This window comes from Nonomuraea sp. NPDC050310 (assembly GCF_040655795.1).
GTDB lineage: Bacteria > Actinomycetota > Actinomycetes > Streptosporangiales > Streptosporangiaceae > Nonomuraea.
Map to the genome: position 1 here is coordinate 258,124 of NZ_JBFAKP010000005.1, position 22,325 is coordinate 280,448.

General features: G+C 69.8%; 28 protein-coding genes. 16 read left to right on the top strand and 12 right to left on the bottom strand.

Annotation, left to right across the window (positions count from 1 at the left end; all coding sequences use genetic code 11):
- Positions 1–289: 289 nt before the first annotated feature.
- Complete coding sequence (locus AB0I67_RS16295) at positions 290–949, top strand: HNH endonuclease family protein (RefSeq protein WP_357923764.1); 660 nt, start codon at positions 290–292, stop codon at positions 947–949.
- A gap of 59 nt (positions 950–1,008) precedes the next feature.
- Here the strand turns inward: AB0I67_RS16295 and AB0I67_RS16300 are convergent, their stop codons facing one another.
- The gene (locus AB0I67_RS16300) at positions 1,009–1,572 is read right to left on the bottom strand and encodes a recombinase family protein (protein ID WP_357923766.1); all 564 of its coding nucleotides are present in this window, start codon (positions 1,570–1,572) and stop codon (positions 1,009–1,011) included.
- A gap of 271 nt (positions 1,573–1,843) precedes the next feature.
- Here AB0I67_RS16300 and AB0I67_RS16305 point away from each other — a divergent pair, with 271 nt between their 5' ends.
- The 3 genes from AB0I67_RS16305 (at position 1,844) to AB0I67_RS16315 (ending at position 3,190) form a co-directional block, all read left to right on the top strand.
- Positions 1,844–2,293 carry a lamin tail domain-containing protein gene (locus AB0I67_RS16305; RefSeq protein ID WP_357923768.1) on the top strand — a complete coding sequence of 150 codons (450 nt, stop codon included), beginning with the start codon at positions 1,844–1,846 and terminating at the stop codon, positions 2,291–2,293.
- Between the two features lie 82 nt (positions 2,294–2,375).
- Entirely contained in the window at positions 2,376–2,531 is a 156-nt protein-coding gene (locus tag AB0I67_RS16310) for a hypothetical protein (protein WP_357923770.1), read from the top strand.
- A gap of 71 nt (positions 2,532–2,602) precedes the next feature.
- Positions 2,603–3,190, top strand: a complete 588-nt coding sequence (locus tag AB0I67_RS16315; RefSeq protein ID WP_357923772.1) for an Imm21 family immunity protein — start codon at positions 2,603–2,605, stop codon at positions 3,188–3,190.
- Between the two features lie 70 nt (positions 3,191–3,260).
- Here the strand turns inward: AB0I67_RS16315 and AB0I67_RS16320 are convergent, their stop codons facing one another.
- The gene (locus tag AB0I67_RS16320) at positions 3,261–3,392 is read right to left on the bottom strand and encodes a hypothetical protein (protein WP_357923774.1); all 132 of its coding nucleotides are present in this window, start codon (positions 3,390–3,392) and stop codon (positions 3,261–3,263) included.
- Positions 3,393–3,457: 65 nt separating this feature from the next.
- On the opposite strand from AB0I67_RS16320, the gene AB0I67_RS16325 reads away from it, so the two are divergent.
- The 3 genes from AB0I67_RS16325 to AB0I67_RS16335 all read left to right on the top strand — a co-directional run bounded on the left by AB0I67_RS16325 (position 3,458) and on the right by AB0I67_RS16335 (position 4,583).
- Complete coding sequence (locus AB0I67_RS16325) at positions 3,458–3,724, top strand: hypothetical protein (RefSeq protein ID WP_357923776.1); 267 nt, start codon at positions 3,458–3,460, stop codon at positions 3,722–3,724.
- On the top strand, positions 3,721–4,143 hold the full coding sequence (locus AB0I67_RS16330) for a hypothetical protein (RefSeq protein ID WP_357923778.1): 423 nt from the start codon (positions 3,721–3,723) through the stop codon (positions 4,141–4,143). Before AB0I67_RS16325 ends, AB0I67_RS16330 begins: the two co-directional genes overlap by 4 nt.
- 257 nt (positions 4,144–4,400) lie before the next feature.
- A complete protein-coding gene (locus AB0I67_RS16335; protein ID WP_357923780.1) occupies positions 4,401–4,583 on the top strand; it encodes a hypothetical protein in 183 nt (60 codons plus the stop codon).
- Positions 4,584–4,665: 82 nt separating this feature from the next.
- On the opposite strand, the gene AB0I67_RS16340 is transcribed toward AB0I67_RS16335, so the two are convergent.
- On the bottom strand, positions 4,666–4,875 hold the full coding sequence (locus AB0I67_RS16340; RefSeq protein WP_357923782.1) for a hypothetical protein: 210 nt from the start codon (positions 4,873–4,875) through the stop codon (positions 4,666–4,668).
- A 142-nt stretch (positions 4,876–5,017) separates the two neighbouring features.
- Between AB0I67_RS16340 and AB0I67_RS16345 the strand changes: the two genes are divergently transcribed.
- The 3 genes from AB0I67_RS16345 to AB0I67_RS16355 all read left to right on the top strand — a co-directional run bounded on the left by AB0I67_RS16345 (position 5,018) and on the right by AB0I67_RS16355 (position 9,249).
- Complete coding sequence (locus tag AB0I67_RS16345) at positions 5,018–6,073, top strand: WD40 repeat domain-containing protein (RefSeq protein ID WP_357923784.1); 1,056 nt, start codon at positions 5,018–5,020, stop codon at positions 6,071–6,073.
- 403 nt (positions 6,074–6,476) lie between these two features.
- Positions 6,477–7,319, top strand: coding sequence for a universal stress protein (locus AB0I67_RS16350; RefSeq protein ID WP_357923786.1), 843 nt, complete (start codon positions 6,477–6,479; stop codon positions 7,317–7,319).
- Between the two features lie 283 nt (positions 7,320–7,602).
- The gene (locus tag AB0I67_RS16355; RefSeq protein WP_357924075.1) at positions 7,603–9,249 is read left to right on the top strand and encodes a GAF domain-containing protein; all 1,647 of its coding nucleotides are present in this window, start codon (positions 7,603–7,605) and stop codon (positions 9,247–9,249) included.
- Here the strand turns inward: AB0I67_RS16355 and AB0I67_RS16360 are convergent.
- The 4 genes from AB0I67_RS16360 to AB0I67_RS16375 form a co-directional block, all read right to left on the bottom strand.
- Positions 9,206–9,646 (bottom strand): pyridoxamine 5'-phosphate oxidase family protein, encoded by a 441-nt coding sequence (locus tag AB0I67_RS16360; protein ID WP_357923788.1) that lies wholly within the window; start codon positions 9,644–9,646, stop codon positions 9,206–9,208. The genes AB0I67_RS16355 and AB0I67_RS16360 overlap by 44 nt on opposite strands.
- Before the next feature lie 52 nt (positions 9,647–9,698).
- Positions 9,699–10,340: a response regulator transcription factor gene (locus AB0I67_RS16365; RefSeq protein ID WP_357923790.1), complete on the bottom strand. Its 642-nt coding sequence runs from the start codon at positions 10,338–10,340 to the stop codon at positions 9,699–9,701.
- A 94-nt stretch (positions 10,341–10,434) separates the two neighbouring features.
- Positions 10,435–11,490: an acetate/propionate family kinase gene (locus tag AB0I67_RS16370; protein WP_357923792.1), complete on the bottom strand. Its 1,056-nt coding sequence runs from the start codon at positions 11,488–11,490 to the stop codon at positions 10,435–10,437.
- Complete coding sequence (locus AB0I67_RS16375; protein WP_357924077.1) at positions 11,472–13,757, bottom strand: phosphoketolase family protein; 2,286 nt, start codon at positions 13,755–13,757, stop codon at positions 11,472–11,474. The genes AB0I67_RS16370 and AB0I67_RS16375 overlap by 19 nt, the downstream gene beginning before the upstream one ends.
- A gap of 758 nt (positions 13,758–14,515) precedes the next feature.
- On the opposite strand from AB0I67_RS16375, the gene AB0I67_RS16380 reads away from it, so the two are divergent.
- The 6 genes from AB0I67_RS16380 (at position 14,516) to AB0I67_RS16405 (ending at position 18,630) form a co-directional block, all read left to right on the top strand.
- Complete coding sequence (locus AB0I67_RS16380) at positions 14,516–14,716, top strand: hypothetical protein (RefSeq protein ID WP_357923794.1); 201 nt, start codon at positions 14,516–14,518, stop codon at positions 14,714–14,716.
- 80 nt (positions 14,717–14,796) lie between these two features.
- Entirely contained in the window at positions 14,797–15,207 is a 411-nt protein-coding gene (locus tag AB0I67_RS16385) for an ATP-binding protein (protein WP_357923796.1), read from the top strand.
- A gap of 299 nt (positions 15,208–15,506) precedes the next feature.
- On the top strand, positions 15,507–15,944 hold the full coding sequence (locus tag AB0I67_RS16390; protein WP_357923798.1) for a universal stress protein: 438 nt from the start codon (positions 15,507–15,509) through the stop codon (positions 15,942–15,944).
- Between the two features lie 89 nt (positions 15,945–16,033).
- The gene (locus tag AB0I67_RS16395; RefSeq protein WP_357923800.1) at positions 16,034–16,879 is read left to right on the top strand and encodes a universal stress protein; all 846 of its coding nucleotides are present in this window, start codon (positions 16,034–16,036) and stop codon (positions 16,877–16,879) included.
- Positions 16,880–17,001: 122 nt separating this feature from the next.
- Positions 17,002–17,661, top strand: coding sequence for a CBS domain-containing protein (locus AB0I67_RS16400; RefSeq protein WP_357923802.1), 660 nt, complete (start codon positions 17,002–17,004; stop codon positions 17,659–17,661).
- A gap of 108 nt (positions 17,662–17,769) precedes the next feature.
- The gene (locus AB0I67_RS16405; RefSeq protein WP_357923804.1) at positions 17,770–18,630 is read left to right on the top strand and encodes a universal stress protein; all 861 of its coding nucleotides are present in this window, start codon (positions 17,770–17,772) and stop codon (positions 18,628–18,630) included.
- Between the two features lie 389 nt (positions 18,631–19,019).
- Here the strand turns inward: AB0I67_RS16405 and AB0I67_RS16410 are convergent, their stop codons facing one another.
- The 5 genes from AB0I67_RS16410 to AB0I67_RS16430 all read right to left on the bottom strand — a co-directional run bounded on the left by AB0I67_RS16410 (position 19,020) and on the right by AB0I67_RS16430 (position 22,320).
- Positions 19,020–19,481, bottom strand: coding sequence for a pyridoxamine 5'-phosphate oxidase family protein (locus AB0I67_RS16410; protein WP_357923806.1), 462 nt, complete (start codon positions 19,479–19,481; stop codon positions 19,020–19,022).
- Positions 19,482–19,906: 425 nt separating this feature from the next.
- Positions 19,907–20,344 (bottom strand): alcohol dehydrogenase catalytic domain-containing protein, encoded by a 438-nt coding sequence (locus AB0I67_RS16415; protein WP_357923808.1) that lies wholly within the window; start codon positions 20,342–20,344, stop codon positions 19,907–19,909.
- A complete protein-coding gene (locus AB0I67_RS16420; RefSeq protein WP_357923809.1) occupies positions 20,337–21,035 on the bottom strand; it encodes a CBS domain-containing protein in 699 nt (232 codons plus the stop codon). The genes AB0I67_RS16415 and AB0I67_RS16420 overlap by 8 nt, the downstream gene beginning before the upstream one ends.
- Entirely contained in the window at positions 21,032–21,634 is a 603-nt protein-coding gene (locus tag AB0I67_RS16425; RefSeq protein WP_357923811.1) for a CBS domain-containing protein, read from the bottom strand. The genes AB0I67_RS16420 and AB0I67_RS16425 overlap by 4 nt, the downstream gene beginning before the upstream one ends.
- A 2-nt stretch (positions 21,635–21,636) precedes the next feature.
- Entirely contained in the window at positions 21,637–22,320 is a 684-nt protein-coding gene (locus tag AB0I67_RS16430) for a CBS domain-containing protein (protein WP_357923813.1), read from the bottom strand.
- Between the last annotated feature and the right edge of the window lie 5 nt (positions 22,321–22,325).

Sequence of the window (22,325 nt, forward strand, 5' to 3'; positions counted from 1 at the left end):
GTGCTACCCGCTGCAGACGGATGCCCGCCGGCCGGGTCGTGTTCGTCCGGCGCGGCCACGCAGTCGACTACCACCTGCCGTAGTTGCCCGCCTCTGTGGCGTTGCCGCTCCGCCCGAGCCACGCTCCGTCTGCGCCTGGGGCATAACGGCATCGGAACGTCGGCGAGGTGGCTGGTCTGCGTGCTGCCCGGAAAATGGAGGTTTTGCTGTGGCGCTGAGGGCTTGAGCGCCTACGAGTAACTACGGTGAGTGATCGTCAATCTCTCACCGTAGTCACGAGTGGAGCACGATGCACCGCACGGCACTCACCACAGCCCTCCTCGCAGCAGCACTTCTCGCCACCACCCTTGCCCCAGCCTCAGCCTCGTCGCGAGCCGAAGGGCCGCTGCTCTCCGAAGCGGTCGCCACGCTGCCTGTCGCTGTCGAGGTCCGCGAGGGGTACGTCCGCACATCGTTCAAACACTGGGTCGACGCCGATCGGGACGGCTGCTCTACCCGCTACGAAGTGCTCCTCGACGAGGCCGTCGTCGCCCCCGCAGTCGTAGACCGATGCACGCTCGTAGGTGGCTCCTGGTACAGCTACTACGACGACGTCACGGTGGCAGACGCGAGCGGCCTCGATGTTGATCATCTCGTCCCGCTGGCTGAGGCGTGGGACTCCGGGGCGCGCACGTGGGACGCCGCGAAACGCGAGGCGTACGCCAACGACCTGACGGACCCCTGGCATCTGGTGGCCGTGACTGCGAGATCCAACCGCAGCAAGGCCGACCAGGACCCGTACACATGGCAGCCGCCCGTGGAGGGCGTGCGCTGCCAGTACGCCGCCGAATGGACCGCGATCAAGCTCCGGTGGGGACTCACCATCGACGCGGCCGAACAGCAGGCGCTTACCGACCTCGGAGCCGCCTGCCCGGAGCAGCATCTCCCGACCCTGGAGGATCAACGCTAGGCGGTAGGCCGTCCCGCACGCTCTATCTGGCTCGGGTCGGAGGCTCTTCCCCTTCCTCCTCATCGTCGCGGGACTCCTGACCGTCGCCGGCGCGCGGCCTGCCGGTGTTCCTTTTGTGGAGGTGACCTCGACGACCGCGATGAAGGTCGCGGCCACCGAGGCGGCGGTCTCGAGTTCGGCGCCGGGAAACTGGCGCAGTCGATGGGCACGCCACGCGACAGTAGGTGCCGCTCGATCTGGAGGCTGGGCAGCATGTCGCGGGCGACGCGGCCGATCCGCTCGCACGCCACGCGGTCCACCTCGCCGCGCTCGACGGCCTCCAGCAGTTCCCCGAGTCCGCCGTCCCGCGGTACGGGGACGCCGAGGCGGGCGTAGTCCTCGGCGGAGATCTGGCTGCGCTCGTCCAGGCCGAGCATCCCGGACTCCACGTCCCAGAAGTGGGCGACGAACGCCTCACCCGGGCCCAGGAGCAGGCTGGCCTCGGCGAGCTGACCGGCGAGCGAGGAGCGCGGGTCCTGGTTGTCCTTGGTGGAGCAGCGGCCGAGGAACGCCGTCCTGGGCCTGGAAGCCGTCGAGGCCTGGTATCCGGGCAGGTCGCTCAGGTCGATCGGGGCATCGAACACGGGGGGTGGGCCGTCCTAGCGTGAGAGGAGACGCCGGCAAGAGCCGCCTGGACTCCAGGAGGCTCCAACCCCCACGTGTGTGGGGAGCATCCCCGCTTCCACGGGGGCGGTGGGCCGGCTGGTTTCCGGTACCCGTACTTCACGATCGGCGTTCCGTCCGCTTTCGTTACGCTCCGGCCTGGAGCGCCAACAGAACGTGGTTCATCGCCAACCCGGCCGCCACATCACTCGTCTCACGTGTCGTTGCTGTCAACAACGCGAAGGATCCCCGGTGAAGACCATCCCCCTGATTGCAGCCGTCGCCGCCGCGAGCGCATTCCTCTCCGCCACGCCGGCGGAAGCCGCTCTGCCCGCTGTCCAGATCACCCGGGTCTACTACGACTCGCCGGGCTCCGATCGGCGCTCCAACGCCAGCCTGAACGGGGAGTATGTCGTCATTCACAACACCACCAGGAGGGCGATCGACCTCGAAGGCTGGCAGGTCAGGGACAAGACCGGCTACAGCTACGAGTTCGGGCCGGACGTCATCCTCGGCGCCAACAAGAAGATCACCCTCCGCACAGGCAGCGGCTCCGACGGCGCCTCCACCCTCCACTGGGGACGACGCCAATATGTGTGGAACAACGACAAGGACACCGCCTACGTGCGGAAGCCTGACGGCAGGCTCGTCGACTCCTGCGCCTACAACTCCAGCCGCTACGACTACAAGAACTGCCAGTGACCGACTCCTCCAGCGGGCCGGCTGGAGGCGTTCGGCTTCGAGCAGATCCGCACCCGCATGTCCGGCCCCCGACGAGGCGCCGTTGCTGGAGATCAGCGAAGACCAGAGCGTCGGCGACAGCCTGCACCGAGGCGTCACCGCGCGGGGCCAGGTGGTGAAAGCCACCGGGTTCGTCATCCCGACCCGCCAAGTGATCCACGAGATCAAGAAGCGTCGAAGGCCCTCATGGAGGCTCTGAACCCCCATAACGATCTCCGATCGGCCGAGGGCCCGAGGTGCTCCCTCAGCGGCCGGGAGGACACTGGTGTCGTGAAAACGTTCTCCCCCACCAGCTCACGCGAGCCCGCCCTTGTCTGGGTCGAATCCATGGGCGGCCCGTTGATAGCCGTGCCCGTTTCTGCGCTGACCCAGTGGCATGGGTGCACAACATCGGGGATGGTCATCGGCAGCGGCCAGGTTCTGGACGACTACGATCGCGCCGGTGAGGTGGAGGGGCTGGCGGGAGTGATCGCTGTCGGCGAGGACCGGGCTCGCGGGTTGGTCCTGGGGGACGAGCCCGCCAGCAGTTGCTACATGGCCGAACACCGAGCGTTCGTACGCTGGCTCGGTGCCGACTGCGAGGCCGATCTGGTTGCTGCGGCTCATGCGGTGCTTGCCGACCCTGCCACCGCATGGGAGGACTGTGGCGTTTGGGAGACGGACGGGCCGGCGGTGCTCATGGATTCTGTGACAGCCGGGGCTGAACTGGGCCGCGAGTTTCCGAACGGGGGAGGGCTGCCGGAGCAGGCCCCTGTCCCGATCGGACCCGGCAGGTGGACGGTCCGCGCCGTCCACGCCTCATCGATCGAGGGTACTTCGGTGGTCGTGATCCAACTTCTGCCCCAGCCATCGAACTGATCTAGGCGCTCACAAGGGGGTAGGGATCAAGACGCCTGTCCGTCTAGATCTTTGGAGACCAGACACACCCTTAGGTGTCGACGCGGATGCGCCAGATGCTCACGGACTCCGCCTCGACCGTGTACAGCCCGAGCAGACCGGCGATGAACAGCTCGTAGGCGTCAGGGATGGCACAGATAAGGGTGGGTGCCTGACGGAGCAAACGATCACGCTCCGGCCCGTGCATACCACGGTTCTACCAAGTAGAATTCTAGTATGACTGAACCTATGACGAGCATCAAGGTTCCCGAGCGCGTCCGTGAGCTCATCCACGACGTGGCCGCCCAACTCAGCAAGGAATCCGGGCGCTCCGTCCCGATGGCCGAGGCCATCGTTCGCATGCACGGCAGCTTCGCCACCGAGCGGCACCGTAACCGGCTCGCCTGGGAAGAGGCCGCTCAAGAGGTGAAGGACGACACTGACGCGATGGCCCGCGCACAGGTGACCGCTGACCGGCTGAACGCCCTCCTTCAGGCGCGGCAGGCGGGCCGGTGACCATCCTCGGATACGTCCTGGACGACACCGTCCTGGTCGAGGTCGGCCGCGGCGATTTCGACGTCCGCGCGCTCATGGTCATCTTCAACCAGTCCGACACCCGCACCAGCGTCCCCGCGATCACGCTGGCCGTGGCGGAGGCCTCGCTCTCGCCCGACCAGCGGCGCGTCGTGCGAGGCATGATCGACGCGCTCGACAACGTCGAGCTGGCACTCGTGTCCACCCAGGACGAAGCGGCCCGCCTGTCGGAGGTCGTCGCCCGCATGACCCCGCCGGCCGACATGGCCGCAGCCCACGCCATCGCCGTCTCCCAATATCTGGACTGGCCCATCCTCACCATGAGCCGCAAACGGTGGGCTCCCGTGGTCACCGAACTGCCATGGCGCATCGAACTGGTGGAGATCCGCGACCCCGAGTGACCCAGACCCCCTGGCCATAATGTGGTCGCGAAACGGGCAAACGGCGCGATACCGTAGGTCTTGATCAACCCCTCCGCGGGCCTCGAGCGCGAGGCTCGGTGTGGGCACGGGTCGAACGGCGTCGGTTACCTCTTTCTGCAAAAAAGATCAATTCCGGCGCCATCGTCACATGCGTGCCTGCTCCCGGCCTCGCGCCCCGGGTGCGGTGCGGAGTGGGCGCGGGTCGAAGTTCGTCGGTTATTCACTGTTAATGGGGTGTGCGCGCCCTGACCCTTATGTGCGCCCTCGTCATCACATACTTCACCGCCCGGCCGCCGTACCGGCTGGTGACCTGCTCGGCGCGCACCGAGGCCACGTTCGTCGGCGCTCAGCGCGAGCACTGCCCAGTGATGGCGACGGTCCGGTCGCAGCGCTACAGCCACTCGCGCACTGTCCGGTAGACCGCGTGCGGCCCGGCCGGCGTGTGCGACGGCCGATGAGACCCTCTGCCGCCCGCCTCGGCTCGGGTCTCATGCGCACGCGCTACCGGCGATGATGAGCATTCTGCTCCGGCCCGTTCGCCAGCCCACCCCGGCACTGCGGCGCGCCGAGATGACTCACCCGCACCATCTCCCCGTCGTTGAGCAGTTCCCCGAGCGGGGTCGTCGTCTGGCTGGCCTTCGGGTCGAGAATCTCGACATTCAGCCCCGGGGCCTTGCATGCGACCGTGTCGACGCAGCGGTCGGCCCCCACGTCCGCCCGTACACCTCGGCGATGGCCCGGGTGTTCGTCGCGACGAGGGCGCTCGCGGTCATCTCGCCCGGACGGGCCGGGTCGCGCGTAGGGTGATGGAGTGATCTTCTCGGCCGGAGGCGCGCTCCAAGTGGTGGCTGGAGTGCTGCTCGTATTCGCCGCCGGCTGCTCGGCTCCCGCAGCGGAGCACCGCAAGGCGCCGGCCTCGCGGGCGTCGCTGTCCTTACCCGCGATGGCACCCGCGACGCCCTCCCCGGTGCCGCATGTCTCCTCCTGGCAGCCTCCGCCCGTCGATCCCTCCGACGGCCGCTCCGCCGTACTGACCGTGGGGTTCGCGCGGATGCGTGGGCAGCGGGTCGCGGTGAGCGGGGGAAGGGACGGGCAGGTGCGGCTGTGGTCGGTGCCGAGCCTGGAGCCGGTGGGTGAGCCCTTCGACGGGGTCGAGTCAGTGGTGGTCGAGCGGAACGGGCGTTCGGCGCTCTTCGTCATCGGCAAGGACGGCGGGCGGCTGTGGGATCTCGACACCAGGCGGGAACTGCTCCGGATCAAGGGGCCGGTCAGTGCGGTGACGGCCGATCGGGAGCGGATGTACGTCGGGGATCGGGCGGGCCGGGTGACGATCTGGGATCTCGGCGGCCTGCGTGAGCTCGGGCGGCTGACGGGTGATCCGGGGCGGCCGGTCACCGCGCTGACGGTGGCCGAGGAAGTGCTGAGCGTCGGGGTCGGCAACTTCGGTGACGAACCCGGAGGAGTCGACCTGTGGGATGTCGCCGCTCGCCGCAAGATCGGAGAGTTCGGGGCGCGCGAGGAGGCGGAGAGTTTCAATCCGCTTCAGGCTGCTGTGGTGAGCGGTCGCGCGGTGCTGTTCGGAAGCTCGATGTACGGCCTGCACAGTTGGGATCTCCACACGCGACGTGAGCGCTCCGAGCCGCTGAAGAACCTGGGCAAGGCGATCGCGGCCTGGGGGTTCCCGTCCTTCACGATGGCAGGTGACGTGCTGGTGACCGGGCAGTCCATCGGTTCGCCGATCGAACTGCGTGACCCGGCGACCGGCCTGGTCACCGCGACGCTGACCGGTGCGACCTCGTCGACGGTCACCGCGCTCGCCGCGCGGGGACGGCTGCTGTTGAGCGGCGAGCGGGACGGCACGGTCCGGCTCTGGGATCTCGTCAAACGTCGCGAGCTGGCCGGTTCCTAGCGTCACGGGTGCCGAGGATCTATCCGTGCAAGGCGCGGGCCCGACGGCTATGCGCTGGAGCACCTCGCACCACCGGTCGGCTGATCGACCTGCCGGCTCTGTCCAGCCGTCGCCGTTCGCGGGGCCGGCATCAGGGTGAGGACGACACCGCCGCCGACCCCGCCGACCGCATGGCGATCTACACGAACACCGCGCCGGATCTGCGTCTCGGCGAACGTGATGCCCACACCGCCACGTCCACCAGGACCTGGCCCGGCCCGGCCACCGGGACCGGCGCCTCACCCGGCTCTGGGGCGCGGCTCGCCGCCTCAGGCACGGGCGTCCGGCCCCTGAACGAGTGACCAAAGGCCCTACCTCGGCGGATGCGGAGGAGGTCGGATGGAGTCGATGAAGGGAGAAGCTCATGATCGTCGTAGGTGTCGACGGCTCCGAAGCGAGCCGGGCGGCAGTGGAGTGGGCGGCCGACGACGCCTGCCGCACGCACCAGCCGCTGCTGCTCGTCCACGGCCTGGACCGCTGGGCGTATGAGATCGACAGGTATCGTGCTCCCGAGCTGACCGACTGGCTCACCCAGGGCGGCGAGACGATTCTGGCCAAGGCCGAGGAGATCGCCCACGCCCGGCAGCCGAAGGTGGAGGTCACCACCAAACTCGCTGATGGGCCGCCTGCGCTGGTGCTGCGGGAACAGGGCAAGCATGCCTCCGAGATCGTCGTCGGCCGACGCGGCCTGGGTGGATTCGCCGGGGCCCTGGTCGGGTCCGTCAGCATGAACGTCGCCGGTCAGGCGCACCGCCCGGTGGTCGTGGTCCGCCAGGACCCGGGGCCGCTCGCGGGCCTGATCGTGGTCGGCGTGGACGACTCGCCCGAGTGCGGACCGGCCCTGGAGTACGCCTTCCGGCAGGCGGTCTCCCGCGACGCGCGGATTCTCGCCATCCACGGCTGGCGGCTTCCCGCTCTGCCGGGCTACCCGGCGCTCTACGTCGACCTCGACGAGGTCCGTACGGCGCAGCAGAAGGTCGTCACCGACCGCCTCGCCGACCTGACGAACCGGTATCCCCACGTCGAGGTCGAGGTCATGGTGCGGAACGCGCACCCGGTGGACCTGCTGGTCCAGGCCTCGGCCGAGGCCGACCTGGTGGTCGTGGGCTCGCACGGGCGCGGCGCGCTGAGCGCCGCGCTGCTGGGTTCGGTGGGCCGGGGCGTCCTGCACCACGCTCACTGCGCTGTCGCGGTCGTGCGCGCCTGACCCGCAGAAGGATCTGACCCGCTCGGTGTCCGCCGGCCGCTTCACACCACGACGGAGGTCCTCCGATGCGACGCGGTCAGCGACGGCTCCACGGTGGCAGCCCGGCCACCGGGTTCCTCAAGGGCGCCGACGGGGCGTCGTCCACGCGATCACGCTGGCAGGTACAAGCGCCGGCCGTACCTGAAGCAGACGCTTCCGAGGCCGACGCCCCTCCTGGCAGGGGTGGGCGTTTCGCTGTGGGGATGCGAAACTCGCCTGTGTGTCGAATCCGTTGTTGCCGCACATGCGGCTGGACGAGCTGCTGGCCGAGCTTCAGGTCCGGTTGAACACCGTGCTGGCCACCCGCGACCGGGTGCACGCGCTGCTGGACGCGGTGGTGTCGGTGGGCAGTGACCTGGACCTGGAGACGGTGCTGCGGCGGATCGTGGAGACGGCGACCAATCTGGTGGACGCCAGTTATGGCGCGCTGGGTGTGGTGGGTGAGGGCAGCACGTTGCTCCAGTTCATCCCGGTGGGGTTGAGCGAGGAGGAGATCGCGGCGATCGAGCATTGGCCGCATGGGCTGGGTCTGCTCGGGTTGCTGATCAAGGATGCCCGGCCGTTGCGGTTGGCGCGGATCTCCGATCACCCCGAGTCGTATGGTTTCCCGCCGGGTCATCCGCCGATGGGCAGTTTCCTGGGTGTGCCGATCCGGGTGCGTGACGAGGTGTTCGGGAATCTGTACCTGACGGAGAAACGTGGTGGTGCGGAGTTCGACGAGGAGGACGAGGCGATCGTCATCGCGCTGGCCACCGCCGCCGGTGTCGCCGTGGAGAACGCTCGGTTGTATGAGGAGACTCGTAGCCGGGAGACGTGGTTGCGGGCTTCGTCGGAGATCACCACGAGCCTGCTGTCGGGCGTGGAGTCGCAGGAGGTTCTGCGTATGATGGCGGCCAGCGCCCGTCAGATGACCGACGCCGACCTGTCCGCCGTCCTCCTGCCCGCGCAGGGCGCGTTGAAGGTCCAGATCGCCGACGGCGACGTACCGGACGACCTGGTCGTCCCCATGGAGGGCAGCCTGGCCGGGCTGGCCTTCTCCCGGGGCGAGTCCATGAGCGAGGCGAACCTCCAGAACTCCGCCTATGCCAATTCCCCTTTGAAGGAACTGGGCTTCGGCCCGGGGCTGGTCGTCCCGCTCGGCGCGCCCCCGGCCGTCCGAGGCGCGTTGATGCTCGCCAAGCGGCCTGGGCGGATCCCGTTCAGCGGCGGCGATCAGAGGATGCTCGAGGGGTTCGCCGGACAGGCGGCGATCGCGCTGGAGCTGGCCGAGGCGCGTCAGGACGCCGAGCGGCTCGGTCTGCTGGAGGATCGCGACCGGATCGCCAAGGATTTGCACGATGTGGTCATCCAGCGGTTGTTCGCCGTCGCCATGACGCTGATGAGTGCGGTCCGGCTGGTGGAGCGGCCGGAGGCGTCGGCACGGCTGCAGCACGCGATCGACGAGCTGGACGGGACCATCCGGCAGATCCGCTCCACCATCTTCGCTCTTCAGGGTGCGCGCGAGCCCGGCTCGCCGAGCCTGCGCGCCCAGATCGTGGATCTGGTCGAGGGCGCCCGCGGGCATCTGGGCTTCATGCCCGGGCTGCGGATGGAGGGCCAGCTCGATCACCAGGTCCCCGACGCGCACGCCGGGCACCTGCTCGCGGTCCTGCGTGAGGCGCTGTCCAACGTCGTCCGCCATGCCCGGGCCACCAGAGTGGAGGTGTCGGCCGAGGTCGCGGACGGGCAGCTCACGCTCGTGGTGGAGGACGACGGAGTCGGGATCGGCGAATCGGGCCGCCGCAGCGGCCTGCGCAACCTGGAGGACCGCGCCGCCCAGCTCGGCGGGGCGGTGGATCTGGAGAGCGTCAGCGGAGGAGGGACGCGGATCCGCTGGCACGTACCGCTGTGATCCGGCGGCCGGTCACCTGCTCGACGCCCACCACGATGTAGTGGTCCCGGCCGCCCGGCGCCCACGGCTCCAGCGGCAGCCCGGCCAGCCTGGCCACCTCGTCGGGTTCGATGACCGCCCTGGCGTGCCCGATCACGGTCACCGACCAGCCCGTGCGCTCGCGCGGGTCGAAATCGTCGGCCTCGAACGCCACCACGGCCTGCCGGGTGGCGGCCGCGAGCTTGGACCCCCTTGACGTGCGGATGACGATGCTCTCGCCGTCGAGCAGGAAGTTGACCGGTTGGACGGCGGGCAGGGCGCGGTCGGTGAAGACGATCCGGCCGATCTCCGCTGTCGACAACAGGTCCAGGCATTCCTGGCGGGAGAGCACTTGGAGACCGGAACCGTCGTATTGCATGAGGTCCAGCATGCCGCCTGCCCGCCTTCGGGGTTAGGGGCGAAAGTCCCGGTCAGTCGTGACGATCCGCCTTGAGCCTGGCGGCCATGGCCGCGGCCTGGGTACGGCGTTGCATGTTGAGCTTGCTGAGAAGGTTGGAGACGTAGTTCTTGACCGTCTTCTCGGCGAGGTAGAGGCGCTCGCCGATCTGCCGGTTGGTGAGTCCTTCACCGATCAGTTCGAGAATGTGGCGTTCCTGGTCCGACAGCGCTTGCAGGGGGTCCTTGCGACCGGCTTGGTCGCGGAGGCGCTGGAGCATGGTGGCGGTGGTCTGGGGGTCGAGCAGTGATTGGCCGGAGGCGACGGTGCGTACGGCGCCGACCAGGTCGCTGCCGTGGATCTGTTTGAGGACGTATCCGGAGGCGCCGGCCATGACGGCGTCGAACAGCGCGTCGTCGTCGGCGTAGCTGGTCAGCATGAGGCAGCGCAGTTCGGGGATTTTGGAGCGTACGTCGCGGCAGACGTCGACGCCGTTGCCGTCGGGCAGGCGGACGTCGAGGACGGCGACGTCCGGTCGGAGCGCGGGGATGCGGGCCATGGCGGAGGAGGCTGTGCCGGCCTCGCCGATGACCTCGATGTCGTCCTCGGACTCCAGCAGGGCGGCCACGCCTCGCCGTACCACCTCGTGGTCGTCGAGCAGGAACACGCGAATCATGCTCCCGACGCTATCCGTCATCCAGGTCGGCGAGTAGGGACCAAAGTCCCACCCTCGATCGAGGCGGCGCGTACGGCGGCGGAGCCAGCCCCCCTCAGCCGGCATCCGGCCCCGGGTGCGCGGCTCCGGACAGGAGCGCCATCGTCTGCCGGGCGATCTCGGCCTCCTCGTCGGCGGGGAGGACCAGGACACCCACTTCGGCGCCCGGAGGGGAGATCACCCGGTCACCCGCCTCGTTGCGCGCGGCGTCGACCACGATGCCCAGGCGTTCGAGCCCGGAGAGGGAGCGAGCGCGGACCTCGGGCGAGTTTTCGCCCACGCCACCGGTGAAGACGATCGCGTCCACCCTGCCGAGAAGGGCGTAGTAGGCGCCCACGTACTTGCGGATGCCGCGGCAGTAGACGGCGAGCGCCAGTTCCGAGTGCACCTCCCGCAGATCATGGGTTCCGGCCAGGGCCTTCAGCCCGGAGTCGTGGCTGAGGGCGTCCTCGACGGCCTGGGGGTCCAGTCCGCGGACGCGGGCGAGGTAGCCGGGCATCCCGGGATCGATGTCGCCGCAGCGGGTGCCCATGACGAGGCCTTCCAGCGGAGTGAGCCCCATGGAGGTGTCCACGCTGCGTCCCCGCTCCACCGCGGTGGCGCTGGCGCCGTTGCCGAGATGGAGCACGATCAGGTTGCCCTCGTGGCCGAGCGTGGCCGCCTGACGGACGGCCGCGGCGCAGGAGGTGCCGTGGAAGCCGTAGCGGCGCACCCGCCAGTCGCCGGGCACCGCGTACGTGTACGCCTCCGGGGGCAGGCTCTGGTGGAAGGCGGTGTCGAACACGGCGACCTGCGGAACACCGGGGAACACCGCCTGGCATCGCCTGATCCCGTGCAGGTTGATTGGGTTGTGCAGGGGCGCCAGCGGCTCCAGTTCCTCGATGGCGGCGATCACCTCGGCGTCCACGAGCACCGGGTCGCGGAACCGGTCGCCGCCGTGCACCACCCGGTGCCCGATCGCGACGGGCACCGGGTGGTCGCGGGCGAGTCCCGCCAGCAGGTCGTCGAGCCCGTCCACGCCCTCGAGCTTTCCTGCCGCCAGCCGTACCCCGTCCTCGATGAGCTGGTACTTCACACTGGACGAGCCGGTGTTCAGGACGAGTACGGCCACGTCCACTCCCTGATCTCGGGCGCGTCCTCGCCGTGTTCGCGGGTGTGGGCCCTGGCGTGCAGGCGGGCGTCCGACATCCGCTGGCGCAGGTGGGCCTGCTGGACGGCCAGGCCGGGAACGCGGTCGATCACGTCCATGACCAGGTGGTACCGGTCGATGTCGTTCAGCATGGCCATGTCGAACGGCGTGGTCGTGGTGCCCTCCTCCTTGTAGCCGCGCACGTGCAGGTTGTCGTGGCCGCGGCGGCGGTAGGTCAGCCGGTGGACCAGCCACGGGTAGCCGTGGAAGTTGAAGATGACCGGCTTGTCGGTGGTGAACAGCGCGTCGAACTCGGCGTCGGGCAGGCCGTGGGGATGTTCGCTCGGCGGCTGCAGGCGCATCAGGTCCACGACGTTGATCACGCGGACCTTGAGGGACGGCAGATGCTCGCGCAGGAGGGCCGCGGCGGCGAGCGTCTCCAGGGTGGGCACGTCGCCGGCGCAGGCCAGGACCACGTCGGGCTCGGCCCCGTCGTCGTTGGAGGCCCATTCGACGATGCCGAGCCCGCGGGTGCAGTGGACGATCGCCTCGTCCATGGTGAACAGGTCGAGCACCGGCTGTTTCCCGGCGACGATGACGTTCACGTAGTCGCGCGAGCGCAGGCAGTGGTCGCCGACCGAGAGCAGCGTGTTGGCGTCCGGCGGGAGGTAGACCCGCACGACCGACGCCTTCTTGTTGACCACGACGTCGAGGAAGCCGGGCTCCTGGTGGGAGAAGCCGTTGTGGTCCTGTCGCCAGACGTGGGAGGAGAGCAGGTAGTTGAGCGAGGCCACGGGCCTGCGCCAGGGGATGTCGTCACAGGCGTCGAGCCACTTGGCGTGCTGGTTGAACATGGCGTCGATGATGTGGATGAACGCCTCGTAGCAGTTGAACAGCCCGTGCCGGCCGGTCAGCAGGTAACCCTCCAGCCAGCCCTGGCACAGGTGCTCGCTGAGCACCTCCATCACCCGGCCGTCGGGTGACAGGTGGTCGTCGCCGTCGACGATCCGGGCCTCCCAGGTGCGGTCGGTGACCTCGAAGACCGGGCTGAGCCGGTTGGAGGCGGTCTCGTCCGGTCCCATCAGCCGGAAGCTGTCCGGGTTGGCGGCGATCACGTCACGCAGGAAGCCGCCCAGGGCCCGTGTCGGCTCGCTCTCCCGCGAGGCGGGCGCCTTGACCTCCACGGCGTGGTCGCGGAAGTCGGGGAGCACCAGCGGGCGCAAAATCTCGCCGCCGTTGGCGTGCGGGCTCGCCGACATGCGCCTGGCGGGTACGGCCCGCAGCACGTTTTCGCGGGGGCGGCCTTCGGCGTCGAACAGTTCCTCGGGCCGGTAGGAGCGCATCCACTCCTCGAGCTGAGCCATCCGCTCGGGGTGGTGACGAACGTCTGCCAGCGGTACCTGGTGGGCGCGCCACGTGCCCTCGACCGGCAGGCCGTCGACCTCGCGGGGGCCGGTCCAGCCCTTCGGCGTCCGCAGGATGATCATGGGGAAGGGGCCGCCGTCGCGCATCTCGTCGAAGACGAGGTCGAGGGTCTGGGCCATCTCCTCGTGCGAGGGACCGACGACGTGGGGGCGGTAGCCGTACCCCTCCATCAGTTTGAGCAGCTCGGACTCGGGGATGCGGGCCAGCACGGTGGGGTTGGCGATCTTGTAGCCGTTCAGATGCAGGATGGGCAGGACCACGCCGTCGCGCTTGGGGTTGAGGAACTTGTTGGAGTGCCAGCTCGCGGCCAGCGGTCCGGTCTCGGCCTCGCCGTCGCCGACGATGCAGGCGACCACCAGATCCGGGTTGTCGAAGGCGGCGCCGTAGGCGTGGGCCAGACTGTAGCCGAGCTCGCCGCCCTCGTGGATGGAGCCGGGGGTCTCCGGCGCGACATGGCTGGGGATGCCGCCGGGAAAGGAGAACTGCCGGAACAGCCGCCGCATCCCGACTGCGTCCTGCGGGATGTCGGGATATTTCTCGGTGTAGGTGCCTTCCAGCCAGGCGTGCGCGACGGCGGCGGGACCGCCGTGCCCGGGGCCGGCGATGTAGATCATGTCTTGGGCGCGCTCGGCGATGACCCGGTTGAGGTGGGCGAAGCAGAAGTTCAGCCCTGGCGTCGTGCCCCAGTGGCCGAGCAGGCGCGGCTTGATGTGCTCCGGCTTCAGCGACTCGGTCAGCAGCGGGTTGTCCAGCAGGTAGATCTGCCCGACCGACAGATAGTTGGCCGCCCGCCAGTAGGCGTCGATGTGCTCCAGTTTGTCCATGAACGCCACTCTTGCCGCTTGCTTCAGTCTCATGCCAGGGACGAAAGTCCCGGGCCTTGGAAGCAGGGTCCCGATGTCATCGGCGAGTCCTGCCGCACCGGTCCGGCGTGGCCTTCTCGACATCCACGAAGGCTGAGCGGTGTCGAACAGTTCAAGGTCAGTCGCGCTTGCGAAAGCAGATGAGTGCTCTGGACGCCCAGTTCCTCCACTTAGAGACCGCCACCAACGTCGCCAACGTGGGCGGGTTGTCGATCCTGCCCGACCGCTGTCCCGGCGCGAGGTGGTCGATCAAGCGACGGAACGCCTCGACGAAATGCCGCAACCGCGCAGGCGGCTGCTGCCGGTCCCGCTCGGGCTGGACCGCCCCTACTGGCGCGTCGGCCCATCTGTCCGAGGCCGCCACCGTCGCCTGGGGGCTGCTCCAGCGCGAGGCGCCGAACTCCGGAGCGTGCGCCCCCGCGTCGGTCGGGCAGCTCTCGGAGCCAGTCGGCCGCTGGCTGAAGCACGCCATCCGGCCCGGGGCTGGGTCACCGGCTTCGACAGTTGCTGCGCGTGCGTCGGCGAGATGCGCTGGCGCGCGCTCGGGTTGGCCCCGGTCACAGCTGGTACGGGCGGGTATCTCCCCCAGCGCCGCGTGCCGCCTAGCCACGGAGGTCGTCATGACACCGGCCGCCGCGCTCGACCCCGCGCATCGGCTGGACAGCAGGAGACGAGCGGTTCGCCCGGCCCATGTCCGAGTCGGCTCAGAGGAGTTCGACGTGCGGCGCGAGATCGGAAGCCGTGGCGTACTGGAGTTGGCCGCCGTGCGTCGACGGGGCAGCCGGGACGGCGGCGCCGCCCGCTACCTCACCCTCGAGACGGGCTTCTGGGACGAGTACCGAACGGACGGGGAACCGTTCCCGGAGATCGCCCCCTCCTGGGACGGGGCGATCTTCATCTGGTACGTCCTCGACAGATGATCTTCCGCTGAGGACCTTCGGCCCGGTGAACGGGACCTTCTGCCCTCGGAGGCCAGGTCCCGGCGGTAGACCATCGAGACATGGATGGCAGCCTGCTCGTGGCGACACCGTTCGATCTGAGGTCCGTGTCGCGGACGCGGTGCACGCTCAGCCGGTGGGCGGTCGAGCAGGGACTGGCCGGCGAGCGGCTCCTGGACTTCGTGTTCGCCGTCAACGAGTGCGTCATCAACGCGGTGAGGCACGGGGGTGGGCGCGGTCGGCTGCGCATGTGGCGCGAGGGCGACGAGCTCTGCTGCGAGATCGCCGACGAAGGGGGCGGTTTCCCCGCCCGGCGGCTCAGCTCGGATCTGCCCGGCGCTGACGCCGTCGGCGGCCGTGGCCTGTGGCTGGTCAGGAACCTCGTCGATCGGGTGGGTGTGACCACGGGAGCCGCCGGCTCCAGTGTGCTGGTCGCGATGCGAACAGGAGCCGGAGAGCAAGGATCGTCATGATCGTCGAGCGGGACGGAACCGTCCGGCAGATCCGCTCCACCGTTCGGCCCTGCGGGGCGTGTCACGCCCCGCTCGCCGTGCCTGCGTCCAGATCACCAGCCCGCGTGAGACGCTGTCGAACCTCGTCCGCCGCTCCCGCGCCATCAAGGCGGACGGGTCGGCCGAGGAGGAGTACGGCACGCGGGTCCGATGGCAGGTGCCGCTGCGAAGCGGCCGGTCTCCCGCCCGACGACTCCGGCGGGCGCAGATCGGGACGAAAGCCTCTGTGTCGCGGTGCGTCGAGGAAGGAGCGTGGGTCCATGACAAACGGACGCGTGGTGGTGGGCGTCGACGGTTCGCCCGCCTCGCTGGCGGCTCTGAGCTGGGCCGAGGAAAAGGTCGCGCACGACGGCGGCGAGCTGGTGATCGTGCACGTGCACGAACCGCTGCCGCTGGCGCCCTACGCCAAGGTGGGCGGCAGGGTGGCGCACGGGGACTGCGGCTGCGCCACGGTCAAGAGGCGCGGCGGCCGGCTCGTGGAGGGTCTGCCCGCACGGGAACTGGGCCGGTACGCCGCAGGGGCGGACGTGCTGGTGCTCGGGTCCAATGCCGGCGAGCGGCAGGGCGAGTGGCTCGGCGCCACGCTGCTGGCCTGCCTGCGGCAGGCGCCGTGTCCTGTCGTCGTGGTGGCGCCCAGCCCGGCTGTTCAGGCGGACGAGCGTGCGACAGCCTCCCGGGTTTCCGTCTCCGGACGTTGAGCGGGTCTGAGGGCCGTCGGACGAAGGGACCAACGGCCCTACTCGGCCGGCCTCCAGCGCTGTGCCATGGAGGTGGCAGAGGAGGAAACATGATCATTGTCGGGGTAGACGGCTCTCGAGCGAGCCACGCCGCCATCGAGTGGGCCGCGGACGACGCCGCCCGGACGAAGCGGCCGTTATGCCTGGTCCACGCCGTGGACCGCTGGCCGTACCAGGTGCAGCGGTTCCCGGCCGCACCGGACTGGCCCGACCCGCTCCTGCGGGGCGGGCAGAAGGTGCTGGCGGAGGCGGAGCGGATCGCGCGTGCCCGGCAGCCGCACGTGGAGGTCTCCGCCGAACTGCGCGAAGGCGCGCCCGCGGCCGAACTCCGTGAGCGGGCGGCCGGCGTGGACGAGATCGTCCTGGGCAGTCGCGGGCTGGGCGGAATCGCCGGCGCGTGGCTGGGCTCGGTGAGCACGCACGTGGCCGGTCAGGCCCACTGCCCGGTCGTCGTGGTGCGGGCGGGCCAGGGACCGGTCACCGGCCGGATCGTGGTCGGCGTGGACGACTCGCCCGAGTGCGAGCCGGCGTTGGAGTACGCGTTCGCGCAGGCGGTGCTGCGCGGGGCGACCGTCCACGCCGTTCACGGCTGGCAACTGCCCAACCGGCTGCACGCGCCTGAACTGTCCATCGACATGGACGAGATCCGCACCGCGCAGCACCAGGTCGTCACCGACCGCCTGGCCGCGCTCAAGGAGAAGTGTCCGCAGGTCGAAGTGGTCGAGCATCTGCAGTTCGAGCACCCGGTTGATGCGCTGTCGCGAGCTTCGGCCGAGGCCGATCTGGTCGTCGTCGGATCCCGGGGGCGAGGAGCCGTGGGCTCCGTCGTGCTGGGCTCGGTCAGCCGCGGGGTCCTGCACCATGCGCGGTGCGCCGTCGCCGTCGTCCGCTCCTGAGGGACGGGTGGGCCTTCGCCCGGGTGACTGTGGGACCAAAGGCCATCTCACCAGGGCCTTTCGCCGCTGCAGCCGGCGCGGCGGCCGGAGCAGTGTGGAAGGTGGAACCTGAGGAGGTAGCGATGTCCGTCGAAGTCAAGGACGTCATGGGGCGGGTGGCGATCGCCGTCAGCAAGGACGCTCCGTTCACCGAGATCATCGAGGCCATGCAGCGCTACGCCGTCGGCGCGGTCACCGTCATCGACACCGACCGCCGCCCCGTGGGCGTCGTTTCGGAAGACGACCTGCTGCTCAAGGAGACCGACACCGTACGGCATGCGGTCTCCGTCTTCGAAAGCCGTCGGCAGCGCGCCGACCACGGCAAGGCGGCGGGGGTGACCGCCGAGGAGCTGATGACCTCGCCCGCCGTCACGGTCACCCCCGGCACCGCGTTGCGCGAGGCCGCCCGGGAGATGCATGCGCGGCGCATCAAGCAGCTTCCGGTCATCGACCCGGTGACCGGCCGGATGGTCGGGACGATCCATCAGTCCGACGTGTTGCGCGTCTTCCTGCGGCCGGCCGAGGAACTGCTGGCGGAGACCCTGCGGACGGTGCGGCCTCCGGAGGGCGTCACGGTCGCGGTCGAGAACGGGGTCGTGACCTTCGCCGGCCGGGTGGCGCGGGCGTCCCAGCGGATCCACCTGGTGGAGCAAACCCGGCAAGTGGAGGGGGTCGTCGACGTGATGACCCACCTGACCTGCGACCACGACGACACTCTCATGATCGTCCCGCCGCTGCTCTGACCGGCTGCCGGCCCGGGTCGTAAGCCCCTGCGGGCAGGGACCTTCGGCCCTGGGCGACGACCGCCGTGGCCGGTCTCATGGAAGGCATACCTTCGAAAGGGGAACATCGTGATCGTGGTGGGGGTGGACGGCTCCCGAGCCGCCCTGGAAGCGGTGGCCTGGGCCGCCCGGGAAGCGCACCTGCGAGCGGTACCGCTGCTGATCGCGCACGCCATGCCCGGCTGGGCGATCGAGGAGCACGGCGGGCGCCTGGCGGAGGTGGCCCGATGGATGCGGGAGGGAGCGGTCGGCGTCCTGCAGGCAGCGGTTGCCCGCGCCCGGCAGGAGGAGCCGAAGCTCGAGGTGGACACCGCGCTGCTGGCCGGCGATCCGCGCACCGCCCTGACCGAGGCGGCAGGGCAGGCCCGGCTGCTGGTCGTGGGGGACTGCGGACTCGGTCCGGTGCGCGGACTGCTGATCGGATCGGTCGCCTACGGTGTGGCGGCACACTCCCGTGGTGACGTGGTGATCGTCCGTTCACCACGCCCGAACCAGGGAGGCGACATCGTGGTGGGCATCGACGGGTCCGAGGCGAGCGAGCTGGTCCTCGCCGCAGCCTTCGCCGAGGCGAGCCTGCGCGGCGTCCGGTTGCGAGCCGTGCACGCCTGGACCTGGCTGGAGGCGGGCGGCGGCTTCTGGCCCATCCCCGACGACTTCGACGATGCCAAGGCCGAACGCCGGCTGATGAGCGAGGCGCTCGCCGGCTGGCGGACGCGCTACCCCGAGGTGGAACTGGTCGAGGAAGTCGTCCGTGGGCACGCCGTCGACGTGCTCCGCCAGGCATCCGAGCACGCCGGGCTGCTGGTCGTCGGTTCGCAGGGGTACTCGGCGGTGGCCGGTCTCGCGTTCGGCTCGGTGAGCAGGGCCATGCTCCACCACGCCCCCTGCCCGGTCATGGTGGTGCGCACTCCGCGCGGGGAGGGCAGATAGACGCCGAGCCCGCTCGGCCAGGGTCCTGAGGACCTGCCCGGCCTGTCCGACGCCGGGCAGGCCCTGCCGGTGATGATTTCGCCACGGCTCGGGGTTGTGGCCGTAGAGCGGAGGAAGGTGCGATCGACGACGTCGAGTGCTCCAGCAGGACCGCGGAGTGAGCACGTTGACGTGCACGTGGAGGCTAACGGGGCCGAGGTGGCCGTCCAGCACGCTGACCAGGTCGGCCACCCGGCAGATGATGGCCAGGAGCGACCGGGTGTGCTCGGTGCCCCGGTGGGCGGAGTGCTCAGCGAAGATGTCGACGATCGAAGATGTCGACGATGGAGACTGGTCATGAGATCACCCTGCGAGGGGCGGCCCGGTCGCCGACGCCGTTTCGGCCAGGTCTAAACGGGACGCCGGGCGATGCGCCGGCCGGTGACGGTCTGCGGGCGGATCGTGATGTAGAGATCGCGCTCACCTCCGGCCCAGGGCTGCACCGTGGAGAGCCGCTCGCCGTCGGGAAGGTGGTGGATCGGGCCCCGGATGAGGACGCTCCAGCCGAGGTGGGTCGTCTCGTCGATCCGGTCCACCTCAAAAGCGATCTTGAAATCGACGCCTTCCATGCCCGTGCGGAGGTCGTGGTCCATCGCGCCGCCGGCACGGGTGCGGAAGACGACGACGCCGTCATGGAGCACGTAGGTGACTGGCAGCACGGTCGGGCCGTCGAAGCCCGCGAAGGCGACCCGGCCGATCCCGCCGGGCGAGATGAGCCGCAGGCACTCCTCGGGGCTGAGGTCGATCAGCACCGGCTCGGGGGCGGCGGCGTGCTCGGCGAGGAAGCGGTCGAGCGCTCCGGTGTTCGGCATGATGGCTCCTTTTCATCGGGTGACGCCACCGACGTTAGCCGCGGGCGCGATCCGCCCGGCACGGCCATAAGCCCTCCACCGGTGGGACCAACGTCCCGGCGCGAGGAGCGCGGTGGCCCCCCTCCGGGCATGCCTCCGTCAGGTGCGCGTGAGCACCACCTTCAGCCCGCTGGTCTCCTGGGCGTCGGCGAACACCTCGTAGGCCTTCTCCATCTCCTCCAGGGGGAAGCGATGGGTGACGAAGGGCGCGGTGTCGAGCCGCCCGGCGGTATACGGCCCGGGCTGAACAGCCTCGCCGTGGCGATGGCGGCCAGCCCGATAGGCCCGGCGCCGACGACGACCACGGTGTCACCCGGGGTCACCTTGCCGTTGAGCACTCCGTCCTCGTAGAGGTGGGCAGGATGTCGGCGAGCATGAGCACGCTCTCATCGCTCACTCCGTCGGGCACCCGGTGGGTGGAGGTCTCTGCGTACGGCACGCGGACGTACTCGGCTCGGACGCCGTCGACGCGGTGACCGAGGATCCAGCCGCCTCCTCCGAGGCAATTGGCCGTAGGACCCGGTACGGCAGTAGCGGCACCTGCCGCAGCCGGTGATGCCGGAGACCAGGACCCGGTCTCCGGCCCGCAGGCCGGTGACTGCGTCGCCGGTCTCGACGACGGTGCCGGCCGCCTCGTGGCCGAGAATCCGGCCGGGCTCGCAGGTGGGCACGTCACCCTTGAGGATGTGCAGGTCGGTGCCGCAGATCGTGACGGCGTCGACCCGTACGATCGCGTCGGTGGGCTGCTGGATCAGTGGCCAGGCGCCTCCTGCCAGGAGCGCCGGCCGGGACCGTGGTAGACGAGCGCTTTCATTTTCAGGCACCTCCGTAGATCGGGATGTAGTCGGCGATGTCGTTGTCGGTCCAGGTCACCTCGTCACGCAGGGCCACGACGCCGTCCACGTTCTCGGCGTGGCGGGCGGCGAGCGCCGCCTGGCTGTGCTTTTCGACCTGACCGGTGAGGGTGACGACGCCGTCGGTCACGGTGACGTCGATTCTGGCCGCGGCGTGCAGCGGCAGGCCCTTGACGACGTCCAGCCTGATGGTCTCGTCGTTGCGGACGAAGACCCGGATCAGGTCACGGCGGGTGATGAGCCCGACGAGCCGGCCCTGCGCGTCGACGACGGGCAGGCGTTTGACGCCGTGCTTGTCCATCAGCCGGGCGGCGGCCACCACCGAGGTGTCCTGCGTGGTGACCACGGCGGGGGAGGTCATCAGGTCGCGCGCGGTCTCGCCGAACGACTTAGTGTAAGCGCCACGCTCGTGATCGGTGAGGTGACGGACCCGGGCTCGGAGCGGGGGACGGTAGTCGTCGCCGTAGTACTGCTGCTTGAACTCCTGTTTGCGCAGCAGGTCGGCCTCGGAGATGACGCCGACCACGCGGTCGTCACCGTCGAGGACGGGCGCGCCGCTGACGGCGTTCTGGATGAGCAACTCGGCCACCGTGTGGAAGGGGGCCTTCTCGTCGACGGCGACGACCTCGCAGGTCATCACGTCCTGGACCTTGACTCTCATGGGTTCCTCCGGTGTTCGACCCGGACGACGCCGGGAACGGTGCTGGTGATCACTTCGGCCACCCGGCGGGCCCGCTCGTCGGCCGGCCCGTCGAGGAAGGCCACCCCGTCGTGCACGGTCACGGTCCAGCGCGGGCCGTGCGGGTATTGCTCGCGCAGCGCCTGCACGATGTCCCGGCGCAGGTCCCGGTCCGTCCGGGCCAGGAGCGCCAGCAGGTCGCGTCGGCTGATGATGCCGACGATCCGCTCCCCGCGCAGGACCGGGACGCTCTTGAACCGCTTGCCGATCATCAGGTCGACGACGGTGGCGATGTCGGTGATCTCGGTGACGGTCATGACCTGTTCGGTCATGACCTGTCCCACCACCCGCGGTGGTGGAGCGCCGAGTCCCTGGACGGGCAGCGCGTGGGCGCGGGGGTCGGGCTCGAACTCGCCGGTCAGCAGGTCGAGCTCGCTGACGATGCCGGCGAGGCGGCCGTCCTCGTCCAGGACCGGGGCCGCGGTGATGTTGAGATCGTGGAGCAGCCGGACGGCCTGCCGCACCGGATCGGTGCGGCGGACCGTGATGACCGGGCTGCTCATCACTTCACGGGCGAGCATGACTACAGCCCGCCCCACTTCGGCGTGTCGTCCTCGGTCCAGGTCAGTTCGTTGATCAGGTCCACGACTCCGCTGACGCGCGCGCTCATCCGGGCGGCGATCTCCGCCTCACTGCGGCGTTCCATGCGCCCGCTCAGGACGGCGACGCCGTGACGGACCTCGACCTTGACGTGGGAGGTGTCGACCCACAGCGCCCGCCCCAGCACGTCCTCGCGGATCTCCCTGGCGAGCTCGTCGTCGGAGCGGACGAACACCTTGAGCAGGTCCCGCCGGCTGACGATGCCCAGCAGGCAGCCGTCGGCATCTGTCACGACCAGACGCTTGAGGTTGTGCTCGTCCATGGTGCGCGCCGCGACGACCGTCGAGGCGTCAGGATCTACGGTGATCGCGGGAGCGGACATGAGCTGGGCCGCCCGATCGCCGAGCGCCTTGCGCGCAGCATCGGGGTGACGGCGCCGGACGCGGAGCGGCGGCCGGTAGCCCTCCCGGTAGTACAGCTCGCGAAACTCCTCCTTGAACAGCAGGTCAGCCTCGGACAGGACGCCCATCACCCGGTCGTCGGCGTCAAGCACCGGGACCGAGCTGATGCCGTGCTCGATGAGCGTTTCGGCGACGTCCTTGAACGGTGTGCCGCCGTGGACGCTCACCGCTTCGGCCGTCATGACGTCGCGAACCTTGGTGCGCATGATGG